We start from the raw sequence: 20449 nt of genomic DNA, 5'->3' as shown, positions 1-20449 counted from the left end.
TGCGGCAAACGCGGTTCCAGCAGAATGTCACATGTCGGCAACACGCTGTAGTGACAAGTCGACAAGTCAGCGCTGAAACTGCGCAGGAAACAGGGGGTGTGCGGCATTTACGCCCCCGGAACAGGCCCGTTGAGGGTCTACCCGTTCCGGTTACGCCTCGATCCTGTTTGCGGATCGCAATCGGGCGAAACTTCTGGCCAGAAGCCTTGACACGTGCATCTGGGAGACGCCCAGTTCCGCGCTGATCTGAGACTGGGTCAGGTTGTTGTAGTAGCGCAGCAGCAGGATCCGTTGCTCGCGCTCGGGCAGCTGGACGAGCAGATGCCGTACGAGATCCCGGTGTTCGACCCCGGCGAGCGCCGGGTCCTCGTAGCCGAGCCGGTCGAGCAGGCCGGGCAGCCCGTCACCCTCCTGTGCCGCTTCGAGCGAGGTCGCGTGGTACGAGCGTCCCGCCTCGATGCAGGCGAGGACCTCCTCCTCGGAGATCTTGAGCCGCTCGGCGATCTCGGCGGTGGTCGGTGAACGCCCGTGGGCGGTCGTCAGGTCCTCGGTCGCGCCGGTGACCTGGACCCAGAGCTCGTGCAGCCGGCGCGGGACGTGCACGGTCCGTACGTTGTCCCGGAAGTAGCGCTTGATCTCGCCGACCACGGTGGGCATGGCGAACGTCGGGAACTGGACGCCGCGTTCCGGGTCGAAGCGGTCGATGGCGTTGATCAGGCCGATGGTGCCGACCTGGACGACGTCCTCCATCGGCTCGTTGCGGCTGCGGAAGCGGGCCGCCGCGTACCGCACGAGCGGCAGGTTGGCCTCGATCAGCGCCGTACGCACCCGGTGGTGCTCAGGTGATCCCGGTTCGAGGTCCTTGAGCCGCCCGAACAGCACCTGGGTGAGCGCCCGGGTGTCCGCCCCCCTGGTCCTGGCGGGTGTCGTGGGGTCGGGTGTCTCGGTCTGGATGTCGTCCGTCTGGACGTTCTGGGGCGGGACTTGAGGCGCTGTACTGGCCGGCACGGTGTCGCCACCCCTTTGCGGTCAACTACGGTCAACTCATCCGTCAAAAGCGGTCATAGCATCACAAGACAGGTCCACTGTGTGCAAGCACCGCATAGAGTCGTGTTGGGCATGTTTTGGTTTAAACATGCTGAAAAGCCCCTCTCCTGAAAGGGAGGGGCCTGTGGGACCGGATGTCCGAAAGAAATCAGAAGGGGTAGTCGGCGATCACCCAAGTGGCGAACGCGCGCCACTGCCCGGCGGCGGCCTGGTGGTCCGGGTGCTCCACGTACCGCTTGAGCGCGTCCTCGTCGGCGACGGCGGAGTTGATGGCGAAGTCGTAGGCGATCGGCCGGTCGGTGATGTTCCAGGCGCACTCCCAGAACTCCAGCTCGGGGATCTTCCCGCCGAGTTCCTGGAACGCTCGCACGCCCGCCACGACCCGTGGATCGTCCCGCTCGACACCGTCGTTCAGCTTGAACAGGACCAGGTGGCGGATCATGGGGCTCTCTCCTACTTCACCAACTCGGACATGAAGTCTCCGACGCCCTCGGCGGCGCTGGAAATACCTTCGAAGCCTACTTGGACGAGATCGGCGGCCCGCTCGGGAGAGGTGATGATCGTGTACAGCACGAAGACCACAACCATGTAGAGCGCGATCTTCTTCGCTTGCGCCACAGCCCTTCTCTCCCTCTCGATCACCTGTGCAGTCGCGTGATTCTAGCCGCACGTATGGCCGTATCCGCTGGCTGTTTCCGATCACTGATGACGCTTTTAGGGCCGAAGGACCCGGCGATTCAGGCCCTTTGCCCACGGGTGCGGCTTACGCCAAGGAGGAGGATGGGAGACGGGCCCGCAGCACGGCAGGATTGCGCGGGCCGAGGAACGGGACCTCCACGAGGTCCGCACCGCGTGATTCCCCCCTGACCGCGGCGAGGACCCAGGTCCCCGTTCTCCCCGGGGGAAGCGGCTTGTCCCCCCGATGCCGCTTCCCCCGACCTGACGCACGAAGGGCCCGGCGCGACGCCGGGCCCTTCGTCGTACGTACGGGTGCGGGTCAGTCCTTGCGCAGACCCACCGTGCCGGTGTCCTGGACGCCGGAGTCGTCACCGCTGCGGGGGGCCGGCACGACGACGGCCTCGGCCACCGCCGCGTCCTCGGCGGCGAGACGCTCCATGCCGCTGGTCGTCTTGAGGGGCTTCTCCTTGACGAAGAGGACCGCGAGCAGCGCGAGGAAGGCGAACGGCGTGGCGATGAGGAAGAGGTCGCCGGTCGCGACTCCGTACGCGTGCTCGACGATCTGCTTCATCGGCTCGGGCAGCGTCGTCATGTCGGGCACGGCGCTGCCGTGACCGCCGCCGGCGACCGGGATCCCGCTCTCCGCGAGGCCCTTGCTCATCTCGCTGGCCACCCGGTTGGCGAGGATCGCACCGAGCACGCTCGTGCCGATGGTGCCGCCGAGGCTGCGGAAGAACGACAGCACGGAGGTCGCGGCGCCCAGCTCGTGCGCGGGCACGTCGTTCTGCGCGGCGAGCACGAGGTTCTGCATCAGCATGCCGACGCCGATACCCATGAAGGCCATATAGACGCTGAGCAGCCCGAAGTGGGTCTCGGCGTCGATGGTCGAGAGGAAACCGAGGCCCGCCGTCATGATGACGGCACCCGCGATGAGGTAGGCCTTCCACTTGCCGGTCGCGGAGATGAGCTGCCCGGCGACCGTCGAGGAGACCAGCAGGCCACCGATCATCGGAAGGCTCATGAGCCCGGCGACGGTCGGGGACTTGCCCAGCGAGATCTGGAAGTACTGGGACAGGAACACCGTCCCGGCGAACATCGCGATACCGACGAAGAAGCTCGCCAGGGTCGTGAGCGTCACCGTGCGGTTGCGGAAGATGTCCAGCGGGATGATCGGTTCCGCGGCCCTGGACTCGACGAACACGGCGGCGGTGAGCAGCACGACGCCGGTGGCGACCAGTGCCGCCGTCTGCCAGGACGCCCAGTCGAAGCTGTTGCCGGCGAGGGACGTCCAGATCAGCAGCGCGCAGACGCCCGCCACGATCAGGAAGGCGCCCAGCCAGTCGATCCGGACCTGACGGCGCACGGTGGGCAGCTTCAGGGTGCGCTGGAGCAGCACGATGCCGGCCAGAGCGAACGGCACGCCGATGAAGAAGCACCAGCGCCATCCGAGCCAGGAGGTGTCCACCAGGACACCCCCGATCAGAGGTCCGGCGACGGTACCGACGGCGAAGACCGCGCCGAAGATCCCCGCGTACTTGCCGAGCCGGCGCGGCGGGATGATGGCCGCCATCACGATCTGGGCCAGCGCCGTGAGACCACCGGCGCCGATGCCCTGGATGACCCGGCTGACGATCAGGGTGACGACGTCCTGGGAGAAGCCGGCCACCAGCGAACCGACTACGAACAGGCCGAGCGAGAGCTGGAGCAGCAGCTTCTGGTTGAACAGGTCCGCGAGCTTGCCCCAGAGCGGCACGGTGGCCGTCATGGCGAGGAGCTCGGAGGTCACCACCCAGGTGTACGAGGACTGGCTGGCACCGAGGTCGGCGATGATCCGCGGCAGGGCGTTGGCGACGACGGTACCGGCGAGGATGGCGACGAACATCCCGGCCATCAGGCCGGACATCGCCTGGAGTATCTGCCGGTTGGACATGGAGGTGGGCGCCTGTCCTGGCGCCTCGGTTGCGGTCACGGAGTCCTTCTTCGGTGCTTGAGCAGAACGGGGCAGGGGGTGTGGGGCGTGGTCACCGGCGTCGGCCGGGTCACTCCGTCGGCCGCTGGAGGCCGTGGGCCAGGTGGACGAAGGCTGCCTGGAAGGCCTCCGAGAGCACGGATCCGCCGGGCCGGTCGCAGCAGTGCTCGAAGGCGACCCGCAGGGCGGTGTGGCTGACGGCGGCCAGCAGCCGGGGGTAGATCCCGGCGTCCTGGGTCTCTCCGGAGGCCGGCCGGGTGGCGTCGAGCCACTCGGTGACGGCGACGGCCAGGGCCCGCTCGTCCGCCACATGGGCGTTGAGGCCACGCTGGATGAGGTGCGGTGACCGCTGGAAGACCTTGGACTGCAGGGCCCACAGCTCCTGGCGGTCCTCGAAGCCGTCCAGTTCGGCCACGAACGCCTCGCGGACGGCGTCGAGCGGTGCCAGCCCGGCGGGGGCGCGGCGCACGGATTCCCTGATCCGCTCGCCCACCTCGTCGTCGATCAGGACGAACGCGTCGTCGTGGCTCGGGAAGTAGTTGAAGAACGTCCTGGGCGAGACACCGGCCGCCTCACTGATGGCCTCGACCGTCACGTTCTCCACGCCGTGCTCGGCGGCGAGCCGTACGGCAGCCTCCGCGATGGCGTTCCGGGTCGCCTGCTTCTTGCGCTCCCTGAGCCCGGGTACGGATGCCGTCGTCTTCGCCACATCGTGCATGGTAGGCAAAGATGCACATCCTGCAAAATTATTTACGTCCGGTTCGACGTGCTTCGGCCCACCCCTGTCCTGGCCGTGAGCCCCGCGAACGGACCCCCGCCCGCCCCGGGCGGAGTGCCTTCGTCTCCCCGGTACCCGCTCCCCCGGGCCGGCTTCCTGCCGTGTTCGTCACGTCCGCGCGTGCGGCGCAGGAGCGGCGATCGCCCGCAGTCCCCTCCGTTGCGCGATGGCCGTTCATGTCCTCATATGGCGAATATGCCGCTACGTAGAGCCACCGCATGCGTGTGCTCCGTGACGGTCGGGCGTCAGGCGCAGCCGATCGCCCTCGACCACTTGGAAGGAGTGGGTGTGAGCACTCGCTTTGGCACGACTCGGTGGAAGGCCCTCGCGGCCACAGCAGTTGCCGCGATCATCGCCTCGGCACTTGCCGGGCCGGTGTCCGCCGCCGCGGACGGTGACGGCGGAGACCAGGGGCGCGCTGCGGACCACTGGGGCGTGATCACCCGTAACACGATCGGCTCTCCCGTCGCCGATCTGCGGAACGGTCCGTTTGGCTCGTTCGGCGTGACAGGCCCCTCCGCCAGGCCGCCCTACGGACGGGGCAGCCTCGGTATCGAGGTGGCGGACGCCTCCACCTCGCTGACCCCTCCGAGCGAGAAGGTCGACTTCGGGAACGAGGTGGACTTCTTCGGAGACCCCGTGCGAGGCCTGAGGAGGGTCGGGTTCCACGTCTTCCAGACAGGGGAGAACGTGACCTACGGGGGCGACGAGAACATGCCGAACATCAGGTTCGAGATCGACCCGAACCTGACCACGTCGAGCAGCAACTACTCCACGCTGGTGTGGGTGCCGGACGCCGCCCCGGTGACGAACCGCTGGAGCGGCTTCATCGACGCCACCTCGACGGGCTACTGGTTCCTCACGGGCAACGTGGCCCCGGCGGCCTGCAACCAGGCCGCCCAGTGCTCGTTCGAGCAGGTGCAGGCCGCACTCGACGACGGCGGGGCGGGGGCGACCGTCTACACGGCCGCGGTGGGCAAGGGCCGCGACCACATGTGGATCGGGGCGGTCGACGGTCTCCGCATCAACCGGAACGTCTACGACTTCGAGCCCGGCGGCGTCAGGACCCTCAGGGCGGGCTGAGGCGCGAACTGAGACGGAACGCAGAGAAGGGACCGGCCCAAGTGGGTCGGTCCCTTCATCCATCTGCGGTAGCGGAGGGATTTGAACCCTCGGTGAGTTTCCCCACACTCGCTTTCGAGGCGAGCTCCTTCGGCCGCTCGGACACGCTACCGAGAGAGAGCTTAGACCATGCCGGGCCTGGTTCGAAATCCGATTCCCGGCGCCCCGCCCGAAGCCCGTCCGGAAGGGTTCAGCGTTCCCGGAAGAACGCGGTCAACAGGTCGGCGCAGACGTCCTCCAGGACGCCGTGGATCACCTCCGGGCGGTGGTTGAGCCTGCGGTCGCGTACGACGTCCCAGAGCGAACCCGCGGCTCCGGCCTTCTCGTCCCGTGCCCCGTAGACCACGCGGCCGACCCGGGACTGGACCAGCGCGCCCGCGCACATGGTGCAGGGCTCCAGGGTGACCACCAGCGTGCAGCCGGTCAGCCGCCAGGTGCCCAGAGCCGCGGCGGCGCGGCGCAGGGCGAGCACCTCGGCGTGCGCCGTCGGATCGCCGGTGATCTCGCGCTCGTTGTGGCCGGTGGCCAGGAGTGCGCCGTCCGCGCCGAGGACGACGGCGCCGACCGGCACATCGCCGGCCGACGCCGCCAGCGCCGCCTCGTCCAGGGCGCGGCGCATGGTCGCCCGCCACGGGTCCCGTACGGGATCGGGGGGAGGCGGTGAGGTGGGTGTGGGTGGTGGTGCGTTCACCCGCGGACCCTAACGGACGGCCTCCAGGACCTCGGCCGCTCCCAGCGCGTCCGCGATCTCCACCAGCGCGTCGGTGCGCAGGGTGAGCAGATCCTTCTCGGACAGCCCGAGGTCGGCCAGGACCCCGAGATCGCCGAGCGGCCCCGCCGGTACGGCGTCGGGGTCGTCATCCAGATCGGTGTCGGTGACAGCGGCGCCCGGGCGGCCGTCGTCGCTGTCGTCTTCGTCAGGCTCGCCGTCCTCCGAACCGTCGAGGTCGACGAGCTCCTCCAGTGCGGCGATCTCGTCCTCGGCCCCCGGTTCGCGGCCGAGCAGTTCATCGGTGAGCAGGATCTCCCCGTACGAGGAGCGGGCGGCGGCGGACGCGTCCGAGATGTAGATACGGGGGTCCTCCTCACCGTCCACCCGGACGACGCCGAACCAGGCGTCCTCCTGCTCGATGTAGATGAGGACCGTGTCCTCGTCCACCGAGGCCTCACGGGCAAGATCCGTCAGGTCGGACAGGGTTTCCACATCGTCGAGCTCTGTATCGCTCGCTTCCCACCCGTCTTCGGTGCGCGCGAGCAGTGCGGCGAAGTACACCGTGACTCTCCCACTGGTCATAGGTGAATCGGTCCGACGGGAGGGCAGACGGTCATCCGGCTGCTCTGGGCCCCGCCCAATCGGCATCGTGGCAGAAACGAGCGCGATGCGAGACCTCTTCGACCGTTGCGTCGGCCATCTGTTGTCCGGGCGTCCGCCGGTGGACGGAATCCGACCGCGCCTCCTGGAGGCCGTCCGGCGGCCCCGGAGGGAGCCTTCACCAGCGGAACGTACGCATCCGCATCTGTTGGCGCATACGGGCCGCACGGGCGCGGCGCGGCTGGACGCGGTCGCGGAGCTGCTTCGCCTCGTGGAGTTCACGGAGGAACTGGGCGCGGCGCCTCCGGCGTGCCGCGTCACTCTCCTGCGCGTCCGTCACGTTCTCCTGCGCGTCGGGCAGGTCGCGCGCGTCGCGTCGGGCCTGCCGCTCTCCTGCCTGCTCCGCGTCGGGCAATCGTCACACCACCCCGTGCCTGGGTCCGTATGCCCCCACCTTCCCCCCGAACAGGTGCTTGATGCCAGTGCGGACCGGCGAGAGGCCGTCGCGGGCCCGGTTACTGTTGACGGCATGCGGATCCACGTCGTCGACCACCCGCTGGTCGCGCACAAACTCACCACGCTGCGCGACAAGCGCACCGACTCCCCGACCTTCCGGCGGCTCGCCGACGAGCTGGTCACCCTTCTCGCCTACGAGGCCACCAGGGATGTGCGGACCGAGCAGGTCGACATCGAGACCCCGGTGACGCCCACGACCGGTGTGAAGCTGTCCCACCCGCGTCCGCTGGTCGTGCCGATCCTGCGCGCCGGGCTCGGCATGCTGGACGGCATGGTGCGGCTGCTCCCGACCGCCGAGGTCGGCTTCCTGGGCATGATCCGCAATGAGGAGACGCTCCAGGCGGAGACCTACGCGACGCGGATGCCGGAGGACCTCTCGGGCCGTCAGGTCTACGTCCTGGACCCGATGCTGGCCACCGGCGGCACGCTCGTCGCGGCCATCCGGGAGCTGATCAAGCGCGGGGCGGACGACGTCACCGCGGTCGTGCTGCTCGCCGCGCCCGAGGGCGTCGAGGTGATGGAGCGCGAGCTGGCCGGCACGCCGGTCACGGTGGTCACCGCCTCGGTCGACGAGCGGCTCAACGAGAACGGCTACATCGTCCCGGGACTCGGCGACGCGGGCGACCGGATGTACGGCACCGTCGACTGACCCGGCCGCTCCGGCCGGATCCCGCCCGGTGCCCGCCGGTCAGCAGACCGACGGGGCCGGGGCCGGCTTCGCCAGGGCCGTCAGCGCCGATGCCGCCGCCGCGGGGGTGCTGAACGCCTTGAACTTCGTGCCGATGATCAGATCGACGTCCGCCGTGCGGCGGGCGTCGGTCTTCTGCGTGGCCCCGGGCAACTGGGTGGAGAGCACCGGGAACGAGCCGTTCATGGCCGCCGGGCCGCCGAGCAGCATGCCGGCGCCGGGCACCTTCTTGTCGTACGCGGCCGGAGCGTTGTCCACCTTGCCGATGACGAAGCCGCGCTTCTTGAGCTCGTCCGCGGCGGCCTTGGCCAGCCCGCTGCGGGGCGTCGCGTTGTAGATGTTGACCTTGATCGCGGCCGGCTTCGGCAGCACCTTCGCGGGTACCGAGGCGCTCGGCGAGGGGCAGGCCTTCGGGTGGCCAGCCGCGTTGGCCGTCTCGTCGCCACCGGTGAACACGTCGATGAGCTGGAGGGTGCCCCAACCGGCCAGCCCGAGGGCCACCACGGCGGCGGTGGCCGAGAGGACCAGCTTGCGGCGATGACGGGGGCGGCGCATGCGCGGGTAGGTGTTGCCCGTGATGCGGTACTTTCCGCCCATGCCGGGAGGGGTCAGCATGCTCATGGGCGCAGCGTAGTGCGACCTGGGAGTGATGCCTACTAAACGATCAACCTATGGCACCCATATGAGCATAAAAGCACTCGAAAGGCCCGAAATGCTCCATGGGTGGGAGTGGCGGCGTCAGCCCAGTTCGAGCACGCGTGCGTGCAGTACCTGCCGCTGCTGGAGGGCGGCGCGTACGGCCCGGTGCAGCCCGTCCTCGAGGTACAGGTCGCCCTGCCACTTCACGACGTGGGCGAACAGGTCGCCGTAGAACGTGGAGTCCTCGGCGAGGAGGGTCTCGAGGTCCAGCTGGCCCTTGGTGGTCACCAGCTGGTCCAGGCGGACCGGACGCGGCGCCACATCCGCCCACTGTCGGGTGCTTTCCCGGCCGTGGTCGGGATATGGCCGCCCATTTCCGATGCGCTTGAAGATCACACGGAAAGCCTACCGGGCAAGGCCCCTCGGGCGCAGCCAGGGAACTGGACCGTAATGCGGGGCAAATCTGGAGCAAACGAATGAAAGCTCCGGGCTGCCCGTCCCGTGACCGGTGGGGCCGATGTGCCGTTCCGCTGGCCGTGAGGGGGCTCACGGCCAGCGGAACGCCGGGTGCGGCTCTCCGGGCCGCTCCGGTCCCCCTACCGGGTGAGGCCGTGCGCGTGGCCTTCACGAAGGGTGCCCTCGGCCTGGGGCGTCGCGGCGGCCGGGACCGGGCGGGTCAGGGAGCTCAGGTCGTAGGCGTAGGTGCCCACCGCGTGCGCGATCACATCGATGTTGGTGTCGAAGTGCCCCATGTCGATGTTGTCCAGGTCGTCGCAGGCCGCGTGGTAGCAGGGGTCGTAGGCGACGCCGGCCGTCCCGCCGTACGTCTCGGCCTCGGCGGCGGTCTTGATGCCCTCGGCGCCCGTGTCCGTGCCTCCGGAGGGGATGCCGACCTCGATGAACGGCCCGTAGTCGGAGCGGCCGGTGAAGTCCGTGCCGGTGTGCGGCTTGCCCGTGCTGTCCAGGAACGCGTTGATGTCGCGCTCCAGTTGGGCGGAACCCTCGGGCCCCGGGCCTTCGCCCTCGCCGTCGGAGTTGTCGCCGTCGAAGACGAACTGCGCGCCGTTCGGCGAGGCGATCATGTCGAAGTTCAGGTAGAGCGCGACGTTCGCCCGCTGCGCCTCGGAGAGCTTCGCGACGTACGCCTCCGAGCCCAGCAGCCCGTTCTCCTCGGCCGACCACCAGGCGAAACGCACCTTGTTGGCGGGAGTCCGGTGCGACGCGGCCAGTTCCAGGGCGACTTCGAGGAGGCCGGCCGATCCGGACGCGTTGTCGTTGATGCCGGGGCCGTCGGTGACCGAGTCGAGGTGCGCGCCGAGCATGACCGTCTTCGAGGCCTTCCCGCCCCGCGTCTCGGCGACGACGTTGCGCGTGGTGCGCTCCTCCTGCAACTCGCGGATCTCGAAGGAGACCTTCACCTCGCCCTCGGCCAGGTCCGCCACGAGCTTCTCCCCTTCGCCCTGGGTGAGTCCGCCGGTGGGGATCTTCCCCGACGCCACGTCGCCCAGCGTGCCGGAGAGGACGCCTTCGGTGTTGTTGTAGATCACCGCGCCCACCGCGCCCGCCACCGAGGCGGCCGCCTGCTTCTCCGCGAACGAGCAGCCGCCCCGCTTGATCAGGGCGATTCGTCCGGTGAAGTCCGAGGAGGCGTAGTCGGCCGCCTCGCACCCGGTGGTGTCGTCGGTGGGAACGGCGGTGAGGGACGCGGTGAGACCGCCCTCCGGGGTGGAGGGGGTGTACGTCATCGCCTTGATCGTGACGTCCCGGGGCGTGGGGGAGACCACGGCGAGCTTCTCCGCGAGGGTCTCGGTGTAGATGAAGTCGAACGCCTGGTAGCCCACTCGGTACCCGGCCTTCTGGAGCAGTCGGTACACGTAGGCGGCGGAGGCGTCGTGTCCGAGCGAGCCTGCCGCTCGGTGGCCGTCCGCCGAGTCGGCTATCGCCTGGAACTTCTCCAGGTGCCGGTACGCGTCCTTTGCCGACGAGCGCTCGACCAGCTTCCGCGCCAGCTTGGTCGCTTCCTTGGCCGGGTCGTGCGGCGCGTGTCCCACGTGCGGGGAGGCGCCGAGAAGGAGCGGTGTGGCCAGGGCGGTGGCGGCCACGACAGCCATGGCTCTGCGACGAGTTGCGTGCACAGGAGTCCTTCCGGTGTGAACGGATGTGGGGGAAAGCTAGCGAGTCGGCTGTCGTCTGTGAACAGTGCGAGACGGATTCTGATCGCGTTGCCGGGGCGTTCTCATCAAGGCCGTGGCCCGGGCTTCGTGGGATCCACTGCGGGCGGCACGCTCACCGGGACCGTGCTCACCGGGACCGGGACGCCGCCCTTGCCGCCGCCTTCGCCTGCTGCTTGTACGCCCGCACCTCGGCCAGTGACTCGGGTCCGGTGATGTCGGCCACCGACCGGTGCGAGCCCTCCTCGCCGTACGCCCCGGCCGCCTCGCGCCAGCCCGCCGGACGCACGCCGAACTGCTTGCCCAACAGGGCCAGGAAGATCTGCGCCTTCTGGGTGCCGAAGCCGGGCAGCGCGTTGAGCCGTTCCAGGAGATCGGCGCCCGTGCCGGCGTCTGCCCAGACCGCTTCGGCCTGCCCGTCGTACTCGGCCACCAGGTACTGGCACAGCTGCTGCACCCGCTTGGCCATGGAGCCCGGATAGCGGTGCAGGGCGGGTTTCTCGGTGAACAGCGCGGTGAACGCCTCGGGGTCGTACGCGGCGATCGCGCGTGCGTCCAGGTCGTCCGACCCCATGCGCCGGGCCAGCGTGTACGGGCCGCTGAAGGCCCACTCCATCGGCACCTGCTGGTCCAGCAGCATGCCGGTGAGGGCGGCCAGGGGGCTGCGGCCCAGCAGTTCGTCCGCGTCCGGCTGCTGGGCGATCCGCACGGTGCGGGCCTTGCCGTCGTCGCTCTTGGTCATGCCTTCGATGATCGCGAGGTGTGCGGGGTTCGGCGACTCGGTGTCACGCCCCGCCGCCGCCTGCCGGAGGCGGCGGGACCGGGCCGCCAGCGCCCGCCGGGCCCCGCGGCGAGAGTGGGCCGGGCGTGTGGCCCGCCCTCCGGCACGGGGCGGGTGAGGCGTGCGAGGCCTGCGGTCCGGCCCCCGAGGTGCGACGGCCCGGCTCTCAGGCGGTGGCGGCGGCGAGCTCGCTGCCGTCGTCCATGACCGGCCGGATCAGCACCGGGTGGACGGGCGCATCCGCCGGTTGTGGGCACTGCGCGATGCGCGCGGCGATCTCGGTGACCCTCTCCAGGCTCGCGCAGTCGAGCACCCAGTACCCGGCGATCCGCACCTCGTCCCTGTCGCCCGGGCCGTCCGAGACGACCGGGCGTCCGTCCTTGCCCGGCGGCAGCACCGCGCGGGTCCTGGCGGGCTCGGCCAGGCCCTGGCCGTCGAGCAGCTCGCCGGACTCGACGAGCTCGTTGTTGAGCCCTTCCATGAAGGCGAACATCGCCTGTACGTCCTGCTCGTTCCACGCGGGACTGCTGTCCGACGGCTTGCCCGCCATGGCGTCGTAGTCGGCCTGCGAGCCCTGAACCATCACGAAGTACTTCACGGTGCCGCTCCTCGGCTTCGTCGGTCGCCGCCCCGTGCGAGCGGCCCACCCAGGGGACGCCGGAGCCCGTGGCCGGTGCCTCGCACCACGCGGGACACCCGTCGAAATCACTCCGCCGCGCGGGCCCGGACGCGGCCCCCGTAGAGTTCGGCTGCGTCGTCCCGCCAACCCCGAGGTACCGGTCGTGTCCCCCGCTTCGCCCCCGCCCGCCGTCCCGGCTCCCGCGTCCGCCGTGAGCGTCGTGGGCATCGGCGCCGACGGCTGGGCGGGTCTGCCCGGGACGGCACGCGCAGTGCTCCTGGACGCGGAAGTCCTGATCGGCGGTGAACGCCAGCTTCGGCTGCTCCCACCGGAGTGCGCGGGCCGGCGGGTGTCCTGGCCGTCCCCCCTGCGGCCCGCCGTGCGGGGCCTGCTCGCCGCGCACACCGGGCTCAGGACCGCCGTGCTGGCCAGCGGCGATCCCATGTTCTACGGAATCGGCCGCGCCCTCACCGAGGAGCTGGGGGCGGGCGCACTCAGGGTGCTGCCACACCCGTCCTCGGTCTCGTATGCCTGCGCCAGGCTGGGCTGGCCTGTGGAGGACACCGAGACGGTCACCCTCGTCGGCCGCCCCACGGCCCGGCTGGCCGCGGCGCTGTACGACGGGCGGCGGCTGCTGGTCCTGTCGGCGGACGCGGCCACGCCCGCCGCCGTGGCGGCGCTGCTGCGGGACCGCGGCTTCGGACCCAGCCGGATGCGGGTGCTGGAACAGCTCGGCGGTACGGCCGAGGACTGCCTGGACGGCACGGCGGACACCTGGGAGCACCCTCCGGGCGATCCCCTCAACGTTGTCGCGGTGGACTGCCGGAGCGACCGGGACACCCTCCGTCTCGGCTCCGTGCCTGGGCTGCCCGACGAGGCGTACGAGCACGACGGCCAGCTCACCAAACGCCATGTGCGGGCGGCGACGCTCGCGGTGCTGGCGCCCGCTCCCGGTGAGCTCCTGTGGGACATCGGAGGCGGCTCCGGCTCGATCGCGGCGGAGTGGATGCGGGCCCATCCGTCCTGCCGCGCGGTCACCGTCGAACGCGACCCGGTACGCGCCCGGCGCATCGCCCGTAACGCGGACCGGCTCGGCGTACCCGGGCTGCGCGTGGTCACCGGCAGGGCGCCGGACGTTCTGGCCGGGCTGCCCGTGCCCGATGCCGTGTTCATCGGTGGCGGGCTCACCGCGCCCGGTCTGCTCGACGCCTGCTGGGACGCGCTGCCCCCAGGCGGCCGGCTGGTCGCCAACACCGTGACGCTGGAGTCGGAGGCGCTGCTCGCCGACCGTTACCGGCGGCTCGGTGGAGACCTTGTCCGCCTCGCCGTGGCCCACGCGGTGCCCGTCGGCGGGTTCACGGGCTGGCGTCAGGCGATGCCCGTCACCCAGTGGTCCGTACGGAAACCCGCTGCCGAGCCGCCGGACACCTCACCGGCGGGTTCTTCGCCCGCCCCCGCTTCCACGCACGATCCAGGAGACGACAACAGATGACCGTGTACTTCATCGGCGCGGGACCCGGTGCCGCCGACCTGATCACGGTGCGCGGTGCCCGGATCCTCGCCGCCAGCCCGGTCTGCCTGTACGCGGGCAGCCTCGTGCCGCGTGAGCTGCTCGCCGAATGCCCGCCGGACGCCCGGCTGGTGGACACGGCTCTGCTCGACATCGACCAGATCACCGCCGAGCTGGTGCGGGCCCACCAGGAGGGCCATGACGTCGCCAGGCTGCACTCGGGCGACCCGTCCGTCTTCAGCGCCGTGAACGAGCAGATGCGGCGGCTCGACGAGGCGGGCGTGCCCTACGAGGTCGTGCCCGGGGTGCCCGCGTTCGCCGCCGCTGCGGCGGCGCTGAAGCGGGAACTGACCGTGCCCACGGTCGGCCAGACCGTGATCCTCACGCGCATCGCCCAGCAGGCGACCGCGATGCCCGAGGGCGAGGACCTGGCCACGCTGGGCCGCAGTGGCGCGCTCATCGTGCTGCACCTCGCGGCGCGGTACGTGGACCGCGTGGTCGACGAGCTGCGGCCGCACTACGGGGCGGACTGCCCCGCCGCCGTGGTCGCCATGGCCTCGCGCCCCGACGAGATCGTGCTGCGCGGAACGCTGGACGACATCGCGGAGCAGGTGAAGTCGGCCGGAGTCGTCCGCACAGCGGTGATCATGGTCGGCAGGACGCTGGGCGCGGAACAGTTCCGGGACAGCCACCTCTACTCCCCGGCGCGCGACCGCCACACCTGCTGACGGGGCCGTACGCGCCGGGCTGCGGGGCGCCCGTACGTGCGCCGTCAGCGGACCCCGCTGCGCCCCACGACCGCCCCCGCGCGGTCGATGCAGATCACGTCCACGGCCACCGGCGCGCCCCGCAGCACCGAAAGCGCCTGGTCCCGGGCCGCCACCGCCACCAGGTCGCCCAGTGGCACACCGGCCGCCATGCACAGCTGGAGCGCGGCGAGGCCGGTGTTGGCGGACTCGATCTCCGCCGCCAGTGCCTCGCTCGCCCCGCCCTGCCGCGCCAGCCCCGCCAGGAACGGCTTGTCGACCTGGGAACGGCCCGAGTGCAGGTCCAGGTGCCCGGCGGCCAGCTTGGACAGCTTGGCGAAGCCGCCGCAGACCGTCAGCCGCTCCACCGGATGTCTGCGCACGTACTTCAGCACCGCACCCGCGAAGTCACCCATGTCCAGCAGAGCGATCTCGGGCAGCCCGTACTCGGCCACCACCGTCTTCTCCGAGGTCGAGCCCGTGCACCCCGCGACATGCCGGTGACCGGCCGCGCGTGCCACGTCCACACCGCGGCGGATGGAGTCGATCCAGGCCGAGCAGGAGTAGGGCACGACGATGCCCGTCGTGCCCAGGATCGAGATCCCGCCCAGGATGCCCAGGCGAATGTTCCACGTGAAACGTGCGATCTCCTCGCCGTCGTCCACGGAGACCGTGATCTCGACGTCGCCGGTACCGCCGTGCTCCGCGGCCGCCCTCTCGATGTGCTCACGCATCATCCGGCGGGGCACGGGGTTGATGGCCGGCTCTCCCACCTCGAGCGGCAGCCCGGGCAGCGTCACCGTTCCCACGCCAGGGCCGGCCCGGAACACCACGCCCGAACCTGCGGGGAGCAGACGCACGGTCGACCGCACCAGCGCACCGTGCGTGACGTCCGGGTCGTCGCCCGCGTCCTTGACCACCCCTGCCGTGGCCTGCCCGTCGGCCAGCTCCTCGACCGCGAGTGCGAAGGCGGGCGTCTGGCCCTTGGGCAGCGAGATGGTGACCGGGTCGGGGAACTCGCCGGTCAGCAGGGCCGTGTACGCCGCGGTGGTCGCAGCCGTCGCACAGGCACCGGTGGTCCATCCCGGACGCAGACCGGTGTGCTTGAGTTGGGCGGCGCGCCCGCCCTGCGCCTCACTGCTCATGGATGGACCGATCGATGCCCTTGCACGTACTCGTCCTCGGCGGCACGACGGAGGCCCGTCGGCTCGCGGAGGACCTGGTGGCCGTGGACGGGATCAGGGTCACGAGCTCGCTCGCGGGCCGTGTGGCCCGGCCGAAGCTCCCGCCCGGAGAGGTCCGCGTCGGCGGCTTCGGCGGCGCGGACGGCATGGCCGAATGGCTTCGCGCACACCATGTGGACGCGGTCATCGACGCCACCCATCCCTTCGCCGGCACGATCAGTTTCAACGCGGCCTCGGCCGCCACCGCTGTCCATGTTCCCCTGCTCGCTCTGCGCCGGCCCGGCTGGGTGCCCGTCGAGGGCGACCGGTGGCATGTCGTCGAGTCTCTCGCGGCGGCGGCGCGGCTGCTGCCGGAGCTGGGGCGGCGCGTCTTCCTGACCACCGGCCGGATGGGCCTGGCCGCCTTCGCCGGGCTGGACTCGCTCTGGTTCCTGATGCGCTCGGTGGACGCCCCGGAGGCCCCGTATCCGTCGCGGATGGAGGTCCTGCTGGAACGGGGCCCGTTCTCTCTCGAGGGTGAGCGCGAGCTGATACGGCGGCACCGTGTCGACGTCCTCGTCACGAAGGACAGCGGCGGCGAGGCCACGGCCCCCAAGCTCACCGCCGCGCGCGAGGCGGGAATCCCGGTGGTCGTGGTCGGGCGGCCACCGGTCCCGCCGGGTGTGCCTGTGGCGGCGACGCCGAAGGAAGCTCTGGACCTGCTGCGGGGGCTCCTGCCGTGACGCGATGACCGGCGGCGGGGCCCGGGGAGACCGAGGGCACTCCGCCCGCCGGAGGGACTGGCCGTCGTGACTCCGTTCCGTGCGGTGTCACGACGGCCTGGCCGGTCAGTCCTCCGGGTAGCGGCGGGGCGTCCAGACGATCTGCCGGCCGTCGCCCCGCTGCACCCATCGGGTCTGCGAGGACCCCACGATGAGGATCGTCCGCATGTCGACCTCCATCGGGTCCAGGTCGGCCAGCCGCACCGTGCGCACACTCTCCGACGGGCCCCCGACGTCACGGCCGAGCACCACGGGCGTGTCCGGGGAGCGGTGCTCCAGCAGCAGGTCGCGGGCCTTGCCGACCTGCCAGGTCCGGCTGCGGGAGCCGGGGTTGTACAGCGCCATCACCAGGTCGGCCGAGGCTGCCGCGCGCAGCCGTGCGGCGATGACCTCCCACGGCTTCAGCCGGTCGGAGAGCGAGATGGTGGCGTAGTCGTGGCCCAGCGGCGCACCCGCCTTGGCGGCGGCGGCGTTCGCGGCGGTCACTCCCGGCAGCACACGCACCGCGATGTCCGCGTACGCGTCCTGCGAGGCCACCTCGAGTACGGCCGTCGCCATGGCGAAGACTCCTGGGTCGCCCCCGGAGACCACGGCCACGCGACGGCCGCGGCGTGCCAGGTCCAGCGCGAACTCGGCGCGCTCCGACTCGACCTTGTTGTCGGAGCCGTGGCGCCGCTGGCCCGGCCGGACCGGCACCCGGTCCAGGTACGTCGTGTAGCCGACCAGGTCGTCGGCGGCGGCCAGCGCCCCGCGTGTCTCGGGCGTCAGCCAGAGCGGGCCGGCCGGGCCCGTACCGACGACGACCACCTCGCCGCCGCCGGGGCCCGCCGCCGGTGCGGGGCGGGGTGCGTCGATCCGGCTGGGCAGGACCGCCACGGCGAAGTACGGCACGGAGTCCGCATCGGTGTTCGCGAGGTCACCCGTGCGCTCCCCGGCCATCGTGGCGCGCTCGACGTACCGCGCCTCGGACAGCCGCCCGGACGCCTCGAACGCCCGGCGTACGGCGGGGAAGGTGCGGCCCAGCTTCATCACCACCGCGGAGTCCGTGGCCGCCAGACGTGCGGTCAGCTCCTCCTCCGGCAGGGTGCCGGGCAGGATCGTCAGCACCTCCTCGGCCTCGACGAGCGGGGTGCCGAGCCGGGCGGCGGCGGCGCTGACCGAGGTGACGCCCGGGATGACCTCGGTGTCGTAACGGTCCGCGAGGCGCTTGTGCATGTGCTGGTACGAGCCGTAGAAGAGCGGGTCGCCCTCGGCGAGCACGGCGACGGTCCGCCCGGCGTCGAGGTGCGCCGCGAGCCGGGCCGCGGCCTCGGTGTAGAAGTCGTCCAGCGCCCCCCGGTAACCGCCCGGATGGTCCGTGGTCTCCGTCGTGACGGGGTAGACCAGGGCCTCCTCGATGTGGTCGGCGCGGATGTGCTGTGCCGCGATCGAGCGGGCGATGGAGCGGCCGTGCCGGGCGGAGTGGTACGCGACGACATTGGCCTCGCCGATGATCTGCACGGCCCGCACCGTCATCAGGGCCGGGTCACCCGGGCCGAGCCCGACCCCGTACAGGCGCCCGGGGCCGGCGCCCGTGCCGTCGGTCCGCTGCTGCTCGGGCACGCTCACTCCTCCTCGCTGGCGATCGCGTTGAGCGCGGCGGCGGCGATGGCGCTGCCCCCGCGCCTGCCGCGCACGACGAGGTGCTCGAGCCCGGACGGGTGGGCGGCCAGGGCTTCCTTGGACTCGGCGGCGCCGATGAACCCGACGGGCACCCCGATGACGGCGGCGGGGCGCGGGGCACCCTCCTCGATCATCTCCAGCAGGCGGAAGAGCGCGGTGGGGGCGTTGCCGACGGCGACGACGGCGCCCTCCATCCGGTCCCGCCACAGCTCCAGCGCGGCGGCGCTGCGCGTGGTGCCGAGCTCGGCCGCCAGCCCGGGGACCGCGGGGTCGGACAGAGTGCAGATCACCTCGTTGCCGGCGGGCAGCCGCTTCCGGGTGACCCCGCTGGCGACCATGGCCACGTCGCACAGGATGGGCGCGCCGGACCGCAGGGCCGCGCGGGCGTCGGCCACGGCGTTCGGCGAGAAGGCGAGATCGCGTACGAGGTCGACCATGCCGCAGGCGTGGATCATGCGGACGGCGACCTGGCTCACATCGGCGGGCAGCCCTGCCAGATCCGCTTCCGCGCGGATGGTGGCGAAGGACTGGCGGTAGATCGCCGGTCCGTCCTTCTCGTACTGATGCACAGTGCTGTCGCTTTCTTCATCGAACAGGGGGGTCGTACCGGATGGTCAGGTGTGCGTGTCCCGGGCGGCCGCCACGGCGGCGGCGAGCGCGGCCGGGTCGTCCCGGACCGTTGCAGCCTCGGTGCTTCGGTCTCCCCGCACATGGGAGATCCGGTGTCCGCCGGGGGTGACGACCACGTCGATCCACTCCCCGTGCGGGTGGCCGCACCGGCGTTCGCACCCGGACCAGTACACAGGGAGCCGTCCAGCGGGTCCGACGGCGGCCCCCGCGTCGGCCCGTACGTCGGCCAGCGACTTCGCACAGCCGGGGCGGCCGATGCAGGCCCCGACACCGGTCCAGGGGGAGCCGGGGCCGGTGATCAGCCCGGCTCCGGAGAGTTCGGTCAGCAGCTCGTCCGCCCGCGCGGGCGGGATCCCGGTGAGGACGGCTCCGCGCCAGGGGGTGAGGCGCAGTTCACCGGCGCCGGACAGCAGCCGCCACTGCGCAGGGCCGAGCCGGCCCAGCGGTACCCCCACGGACAGAGCGGCCTCGTGCGGGGGGCCCGGGACGCGTCCGGGGGCCGGGGCCAGGGCTTCGGGCGGCCGGGGCCGGATCCCCGTCACGCAGGTGATGCCGGCCGGCCCGAACCGGCGTACGACATCGCCGGTCAGCGCGGTGACCGCTTCGGCACGCAGGTCCTTCGTCCGCCAGGCCCCGGTCTCCTCGGCCGCGTCCAGGAAGGCCTCGGCGGCGAGGAGCGCCGCGCGGGGGGCGGCGGCGCGGGGGACGCGGAGGACGGCCTCGCCGCCTCCGATGCGCAGGAGTGCGTCACCGGCGGCGTGGCCTATGAGTGTGAGATCCGCGCCGAGGGCGTCCACGTCGCCGCGGCCGTCGTCGAGTGCGAACAGGAAGCGTCCGGAGAGAGCCGTGGCCCGGTCGCTCGTGCAGAGGAGCCGGTCCAGTTCGGTCAGCCATGGTCTGACGTCGGCGGCTCCCAGGCCGTCCAGCCCCGAGAGCGGGGAGGCGACCACGTTGCGCACGCGCTCGTGCCGCTCGGAGGGCAGCAGCCCGGCCCGGCTCAGCAGACCGGCCAGCTCCGCACCGCAGTCCTCGGCGAGTCCGCGTACCTGCACGTTCCCCCGCGACGTGAGATGCAACTCACCGTCACCGAGCCGCTCGGCGGCCTGCCCCAGCGCCGCCGCCTGTCGGGGCGTCAGCACCCCGCCGGGTATGCGGATCCGCGCCAGCGCACCGTCGTCCGCCCGGTGCAGCCGCAGTGCGCCGGGGCACGCGTCACCGCTGCTCCGGGTGCACGCGGTGCCCGGAGACCGGGGCGTCAGGGGGGAGGCGGACATGGCGGCGAGCATACCGACCGTGACCGGGACGCACCCCTACGGTCACTGTGACCTACGGGACACCTCACCACGGGCCCGGCACCCACGCCGCCGGCCAGAACCCTGGGGCCCTGCCGGGCCTCGGGACGGTCCGGCCGGAGCACTTCGGGCCCGTCCGGGCCGGGGCCGTCTGGTCAGACCCCCCCACCCGACGCCTACTATGCCTAGCGGCGGTCCGTTCGGCCCGCCATCGCCAGACGGCGACATGGGAGGAAGCCCGGTGAGATTCCGGCGCGGTCCCGCCACTGTGAGCCCGGCCCCGCGAAGGCCGTGCGAGTCAGGAACTCCCGCCGTCCGACAAACCGCCCGGGGCGTGGACACCC

Annotated in this window: 22 protein-coding genes, 1 tRNA gene and 1 riboswitch; of the genes, 5 read left to right on the top strand and 18 right to left on the bottom strand. The window is 71.6% G+C overall.

Features of this window, described 5'->3' with window-relative positions:
• Positions 1–150 precede the first annotated feature (150 nt).
• The 5 genes from ABZY45_RS20525 to ABZY45_RS20505 all read right to left on the bottom strand — a co-directional run bounded on the left by ABZY45_RS20525 (position 151) and on the right by ABZY45_RS20505 (position 4412).
• On the bottom strand, positions 151–1008 hold the full coding sequence (locus tag ABZY45_RS20525) for an RNA polymerase sigma factor SigF (protein WP_356741780.1): 858 nt from the start codon (positions 1006–1008) through the stop codon (positions 151–153).
• A 187-nt stretch (positions 1009–1195) separates the two neighbouring features.
• Positions 1196–1489, bottom strand: a complete 294-nt coding sequence (locus tag ABZY45_RS20520; protein ID WP_356741779.1) for a Dabb family protein — start codon at positions 1487–1489, stop codon at positions 1196–1198.
• Between the two features lie 11 nt (positions 1490–1500).
• Positions 1501–1665, bottom strand: a complete 165-nt coding sequence (locus tag ABZY45_RS20515; protein ID WP_167526209.1) for a hypothetical protein — start codon at positions 1663–1665, stop codon at positions 1501–1503.
• A gap of 379 nt (positions 1666–2044) precedes the next feature.
• Entirely contained in the window at positions 2045–3655 is a 1611-nt protein-coding gene (locus tag ABZY45_RS20510; RefSeq protein WP_356742074.1) for an MDR family MFS transporter, read from the bottom strand.
• A 109-nt stretch (positions 3656–3764) separates the two neighbouring features.
• Positions 3765–4412 carry a TetR family transcriptional regulator gene (locus tag ABZY45_RS20505; protein WP_356741777.1) on the bottom strand — a complete coding sequence of 216 codons (648 nt, stop codon included), beginning with the start codon at positions 4410–4412 and terminating at the stop codon, positions 3765–3767.
• Between the two features lie 348 nt (positions 4413–4760).
• Between ABZY45_RS20505 and ABZY45_RS20500 the strand changes: the two genes are divergently transcribed.
• The gene (locus ABZY45_RS20500) at positions 4761–5555 is read left to right on the top strand and encodes a hypothetical protein (RefSeq protein WP_356741775.1); all 795 of its coding nucleotides are present in this window, start codon (positions 4761–4763) and stop codon (positions 5553–5555) included.
• Positions 5556–5621: 66 nt separating this feature from the next.
• On the opposite strand, the gene ABZY45_RS20495 is transcribed toward ABZY45_RS20500, so the two are convergent.
• The 4 genes from ABZY45_RS20495 to ABZY45_RS20480 form a co-directional block, all read right to left on the bottom strand.
• A tRNA-Ser gene (locus tag ABZY45_RS20495) sits at positions 5622–5706 on the bottom strand.
• 78 nt (positions 5707–5784) lie between these two features.
• On the bottom strand, positions 5785–6213 hold the full coding sequence (gene tadA, locus ABZY45_RS20490) for a tRNA adenosine(34) deaminase TadA (RefSeq protein ID WP_356742073.1): 429 nt from the start codon (positions 6211–6213) through the stop codon (positions 5785–5787).
• Positions 6214–6294: 81 nt separating this feature from the next.
• The gene (locus ABZY45_RS20485) at positions 6295–6867 is read right to left on the bottom strand and encodes a hypothetical protein (protein WP_356742072.1); all 573 of its coding nucleotides are present in this window, start codon (positions 6865–6867) and stop codon (positions 6295–6297) included.
• 217 nt (positions 6868–7084) lie between these two features.
• The gene (locus ABZY45_RS20480; RefSeq protein WP_356741773.1) at positions 7085–7321 is read right to left on the bottom strand and encodes a hypothetical protein; all 237 of its coding nucleotides are present in this window, start codon (positions 7319–7321) and stop codon (positions 7085–7087) included.
• Positions 7322–7435: 114 nt separating this feature from the next.
• Here ABZY45_RS20480 and upp point away from each other — a divergent pair, with 114 nt between their 5' ends.
• Positions 7436–8071 carry a uracil phosphoribosyltransferase gene (gene upp, locus ABZY45_RS20475; protein ID WP_073750868.1) on the top strand — a complete coding sequence of 212 codons (636 nt, stop codon included), beginning with the start codon at positions 7436–7438 and terminating at the stop codon, positions 8069–8071.
• 39 nt (positions 8072–8110) lie between these two features.
• Here the strand turns inward: upp and ABZY45_RS20470 are convergent, their stop codons facing one another.
• The 5 genes from ABZY45_RS20470 to ABZY45_RS20450 all read right to left on the bottom strand — a co-directional run bounded on the left by ABZY45_RS20470 (position 8111) and on the right by ABZY45_RS20450 (position 12299).
• The gene (locus tag ABZY45_RS20470; protein WP_356742070.1) at positions 8111–8707 is read right to left on the bottom strand and encodes a LytR C-terminal domain-containing protein; all 597 of its coding nucleotides are present in this window, start codon (positions 8705–8707) and stop codon (positions 8111–8113) included.
• Positions 8708–8848: 141 nt separating this feature from the next.
• The gene (locus tag ABZY45_RS20465) at positions 8849–9145 is read right to left on the bottom strand and encodes a type II toxin-antitoxin system VapB family antitoxin (RefSeq protein ID WP_003955420.1); all 297 of its coding nucleotides are present in this window, start codon (positions 9143–9145) and stop codon (positions 8849–8851) included.
• A 200-nt stretch (positions 9146–9345) separates the two neighbouring features.
• The gene (locus ABZY45_RS20460; RefSeq protein WP_356742069.1) at positions 9346–10860 is read right to left on the bottom strand and encodes a M20/M25/M40 family metallo-hydrolase; all 1515 of its coding nucleotides are present in this window, start codon (positions 10858–10860) and stop codon (positions 9346–9348) included.
• Between the two features lie 190 nt (positions 10861–11050).
• The gene (locus ABZY45_RS20455) at positions 11051–11662 is read right to left on the bottom strand and encodes an HhH-GPD-type base excision DNA repair protein (protein WP_356741771.1); all 612 of its coding nucleotides are present in this window, start codon (positions 11660–11662) and stop codon (positions 11051–11053) included.
• Between the two features lie 205 nt (positions 11663–11867).
• On the bottom strand, positions 11868–12299 hold the full coding sequence (locus tag ABZY45_RS20450) for a hypothetical protein (protein ID WP_356741769.1): 432 nt from the start codon (positions 12297–12299) through the stop codon (positions 11868–11870).
• A gap of 184 nt (positions 12300–12483) precedes the next feature.
• Here ABZY45_RS20450 and cbiE point away from each other — a divergent pair, with 184 nt between their 5' ends.
• Together cbiE and cobM are read left to right on the top strand one after the other, a co-directional pair.
• The gene (gene cbiE / locus ABZY45_RS20445; RefSeq protein ID WP_356741768.1) at positions 12484–13812 is read left to right on the top strand and encodes a precorrin-6y C5,15-methyltransferase (decarboxylating) subunit CbiE; all 1329 of its coding nucleotides are present in this window, start codon (positions 12484–12486) and stop codon (positions 13810–13812) included.
• Positions 13809–14558, top strand: a complete 750-nt coding sequence (gene cobM / locus ABZY45_RS20440; RefSeq protein WP_356741766.1) for a precorrin-4 C(11)-methyltransferase — start codon at positions 13809–13811, stop codon at positions 14556–14558. The genes cbiE and cobM overlap by 4 nt, the downstream gene beginning before the upstream one ends.
• Before the next feature lie 44 nt (positions 14559–14602).
• Here the strand turns inward: cobM and ABZY45_RS20435 are convergent, their stop codons facing one another.
• Positions 14603–15721 (bottom strand): cobalt-precorrin-5B (C(1))-methyltransferase, encoded by a 1119-nt coding sequence (locus ABZY45_RS20435; protein WP_356741764.1) that lies wholly within the window; start codon positions 15719–15721, stop codon positions 14603–14605.
• Positions 15722–15735: 14 nt separating this feature from the next.
• On the opposite strand from ABZY45_RS20435, the gene ABZY45_RS20430 reads away from it, so the two are divergent.
• Positions 15736–16482 (top strand): cobalt-precorrin-6A reductase, encoded by a 747-nt coding sequence (locus ABZY45_RS20430; protein ID WP_356741762.1) that lies wholly within the window; start codon positions 15736–15738, stop codon positions 16480–16482.
• Between the two features lie 105 nt (positions 16483–16587).
• Here the strand turns inward: ABZY45_RS20430 and cobJ are convergent, their stop codons facing one another.
• From cobJ to cobG, 3 genes are read right to left on the bottom strand one after another with little or no spacing between them, the layout of a single operon-like run.
• On the bottom strand, positions 16588–18123 hold the full coding sequence (cobJ, locus tag ABZY45_RS20425) for a precorrin-3B C(17)-methyltransferase (RefSeq protein WP_356741760.1): 1536 nt from the start codon (positions 18121–18123) through the stop codon (positions 16588–16590).
• A gap of 2 nt (positions 18124–18125) precedes the next feature.
• Positions 18126–18752 (bottom strand): precorrin-8X methylmutase, encoded by a 627-nt coding sequence (locus ABZY45_RS20420; protein ID WP_099173151.1) that lies wholly within the window; start codon positions 18750–18752, stop codon positions 18126–18128.
• 45 nt (positions 18753–18797) lie between these two features.
• A complete protein-coding gene (gene cobG, locus ABZY45_RS20415) occupies positions 18798–20099 on the bottom strand; it encodes a precorrin-3B synthase (RefSeq protein ID WP_356741758.1) in 1302 nt (433 codons plus the stop codon).
• 181 nt (positions 20100–20280) lie between these two features.
• A riboswitch (cobalamin riboswitch) is annotated at positions 20281–20436 on the top strand.
• The last annotated feature ends 13 nt before the right edge of the window (positions 20437–20449 follow it).

The organism is Streptomyces sp. NPDC006516 (assembly GCF_040611875.1).
In the GTDB taxonomy this organism is placed as follows: domain Bacteria; phylum Actinomycetota; class Actinomycetes; order Streptomycetales; family Streptomycetaceae; genus Streptomyces.
The sequence above is the reverse complement of the archived record's forward strand: the minus strand, read 5'-3'. Positions and strand labels throughout refer to the sequence as shown.

Excerpts from the sequence above, each read along its gene's own strand:
- ABZY45_RS20470 (WP_356742070.1), bottom strand. The coding sequence starts at position 8,707 with ATGGGCGGAAAGTACCGCATCACGGGCAACACCTACCCGCGCATGCGC.
- ABZY45_RS20430 (WP_356741762.1), top strand. The coding sequence starts at position 15,736 with ATGCCCTTGCACGTACTCGTCCTCGGCGGCACGACGGAGGCCCGTCGG.
- ABZY45_RS20520 (WP_356741779.1), bottom strand. The coding sequence starts at position 1,489 with ATGATCCGCCACCTGGTCCTGTTCAAGCTGAACGACGGTGTCGAGCGG.
- ABZY45_RS20435 (WP_356741764.1), bottom strand. The coding sequence starts at position 15,721 with ATGAGCAGTGAGGCGCAGGGCGGGCGCGCCGCCCAACTCAAGCACACC.
- ABZY45_RS20460 (WP_356742069.1), bottom strand. The coding sequence starts at position 10,860 with ATGGCTGTCGTGGCCGCCACCGCCCTGGCCACACCGCTCCTTCTCGGC.
- ABZY45_RS20455 (WP_356741771.1), bottom strand. The coding sequence starts at position 11,662 with ATGACCAAGAGCGACGACGGCAAGGCCCGCACCGTGCGGATCGCCCAG.
- cobG (WP_356741758.1), bottom strand. The coding sequence starts at position 20,099 with ATGCTCGCCGCCATGTCCGCCTCCCCCCTGACGCCCCGGTCTCCGGGC.
- tadA (WP_356742073.1), bottom strand. The coding sequence starts at position 6,213 with ATGCGCCGCGCCCTGGACGAGGCGGCGCTGGCGGCGTCGGCCGGCGAT.
- ABZY45_RS20510 (WP_356742074.1), bottom strand. The coding sequence starts at position 3,655 with ATGTCCAACCGGCAGATACTCCAGGCGATGTCCGGCCTGATGGCCGGG.
- ABZY45_RS20505 (WP_356741777.1), bottom strand. The coding sequence starts at position 4,412 with ATGCACGATGTGGCGAAGACGACGGCATCCGTACCCGGGCTCAGGGAG.
- upp (WP_073750868.1), top strand. The coding sequence starts at position 7,436 with ATGCGGATCCACGTCGTCGACCACCCGCTGGTCGCGCACAAACTCACC.
- cobM (WP_356741766.1), top strand. The coding sequence starts at position 13,809 with ATGACCGTGTACTTCATCGGCGCGGGACCCGGTGCCGCCGACCTGATC.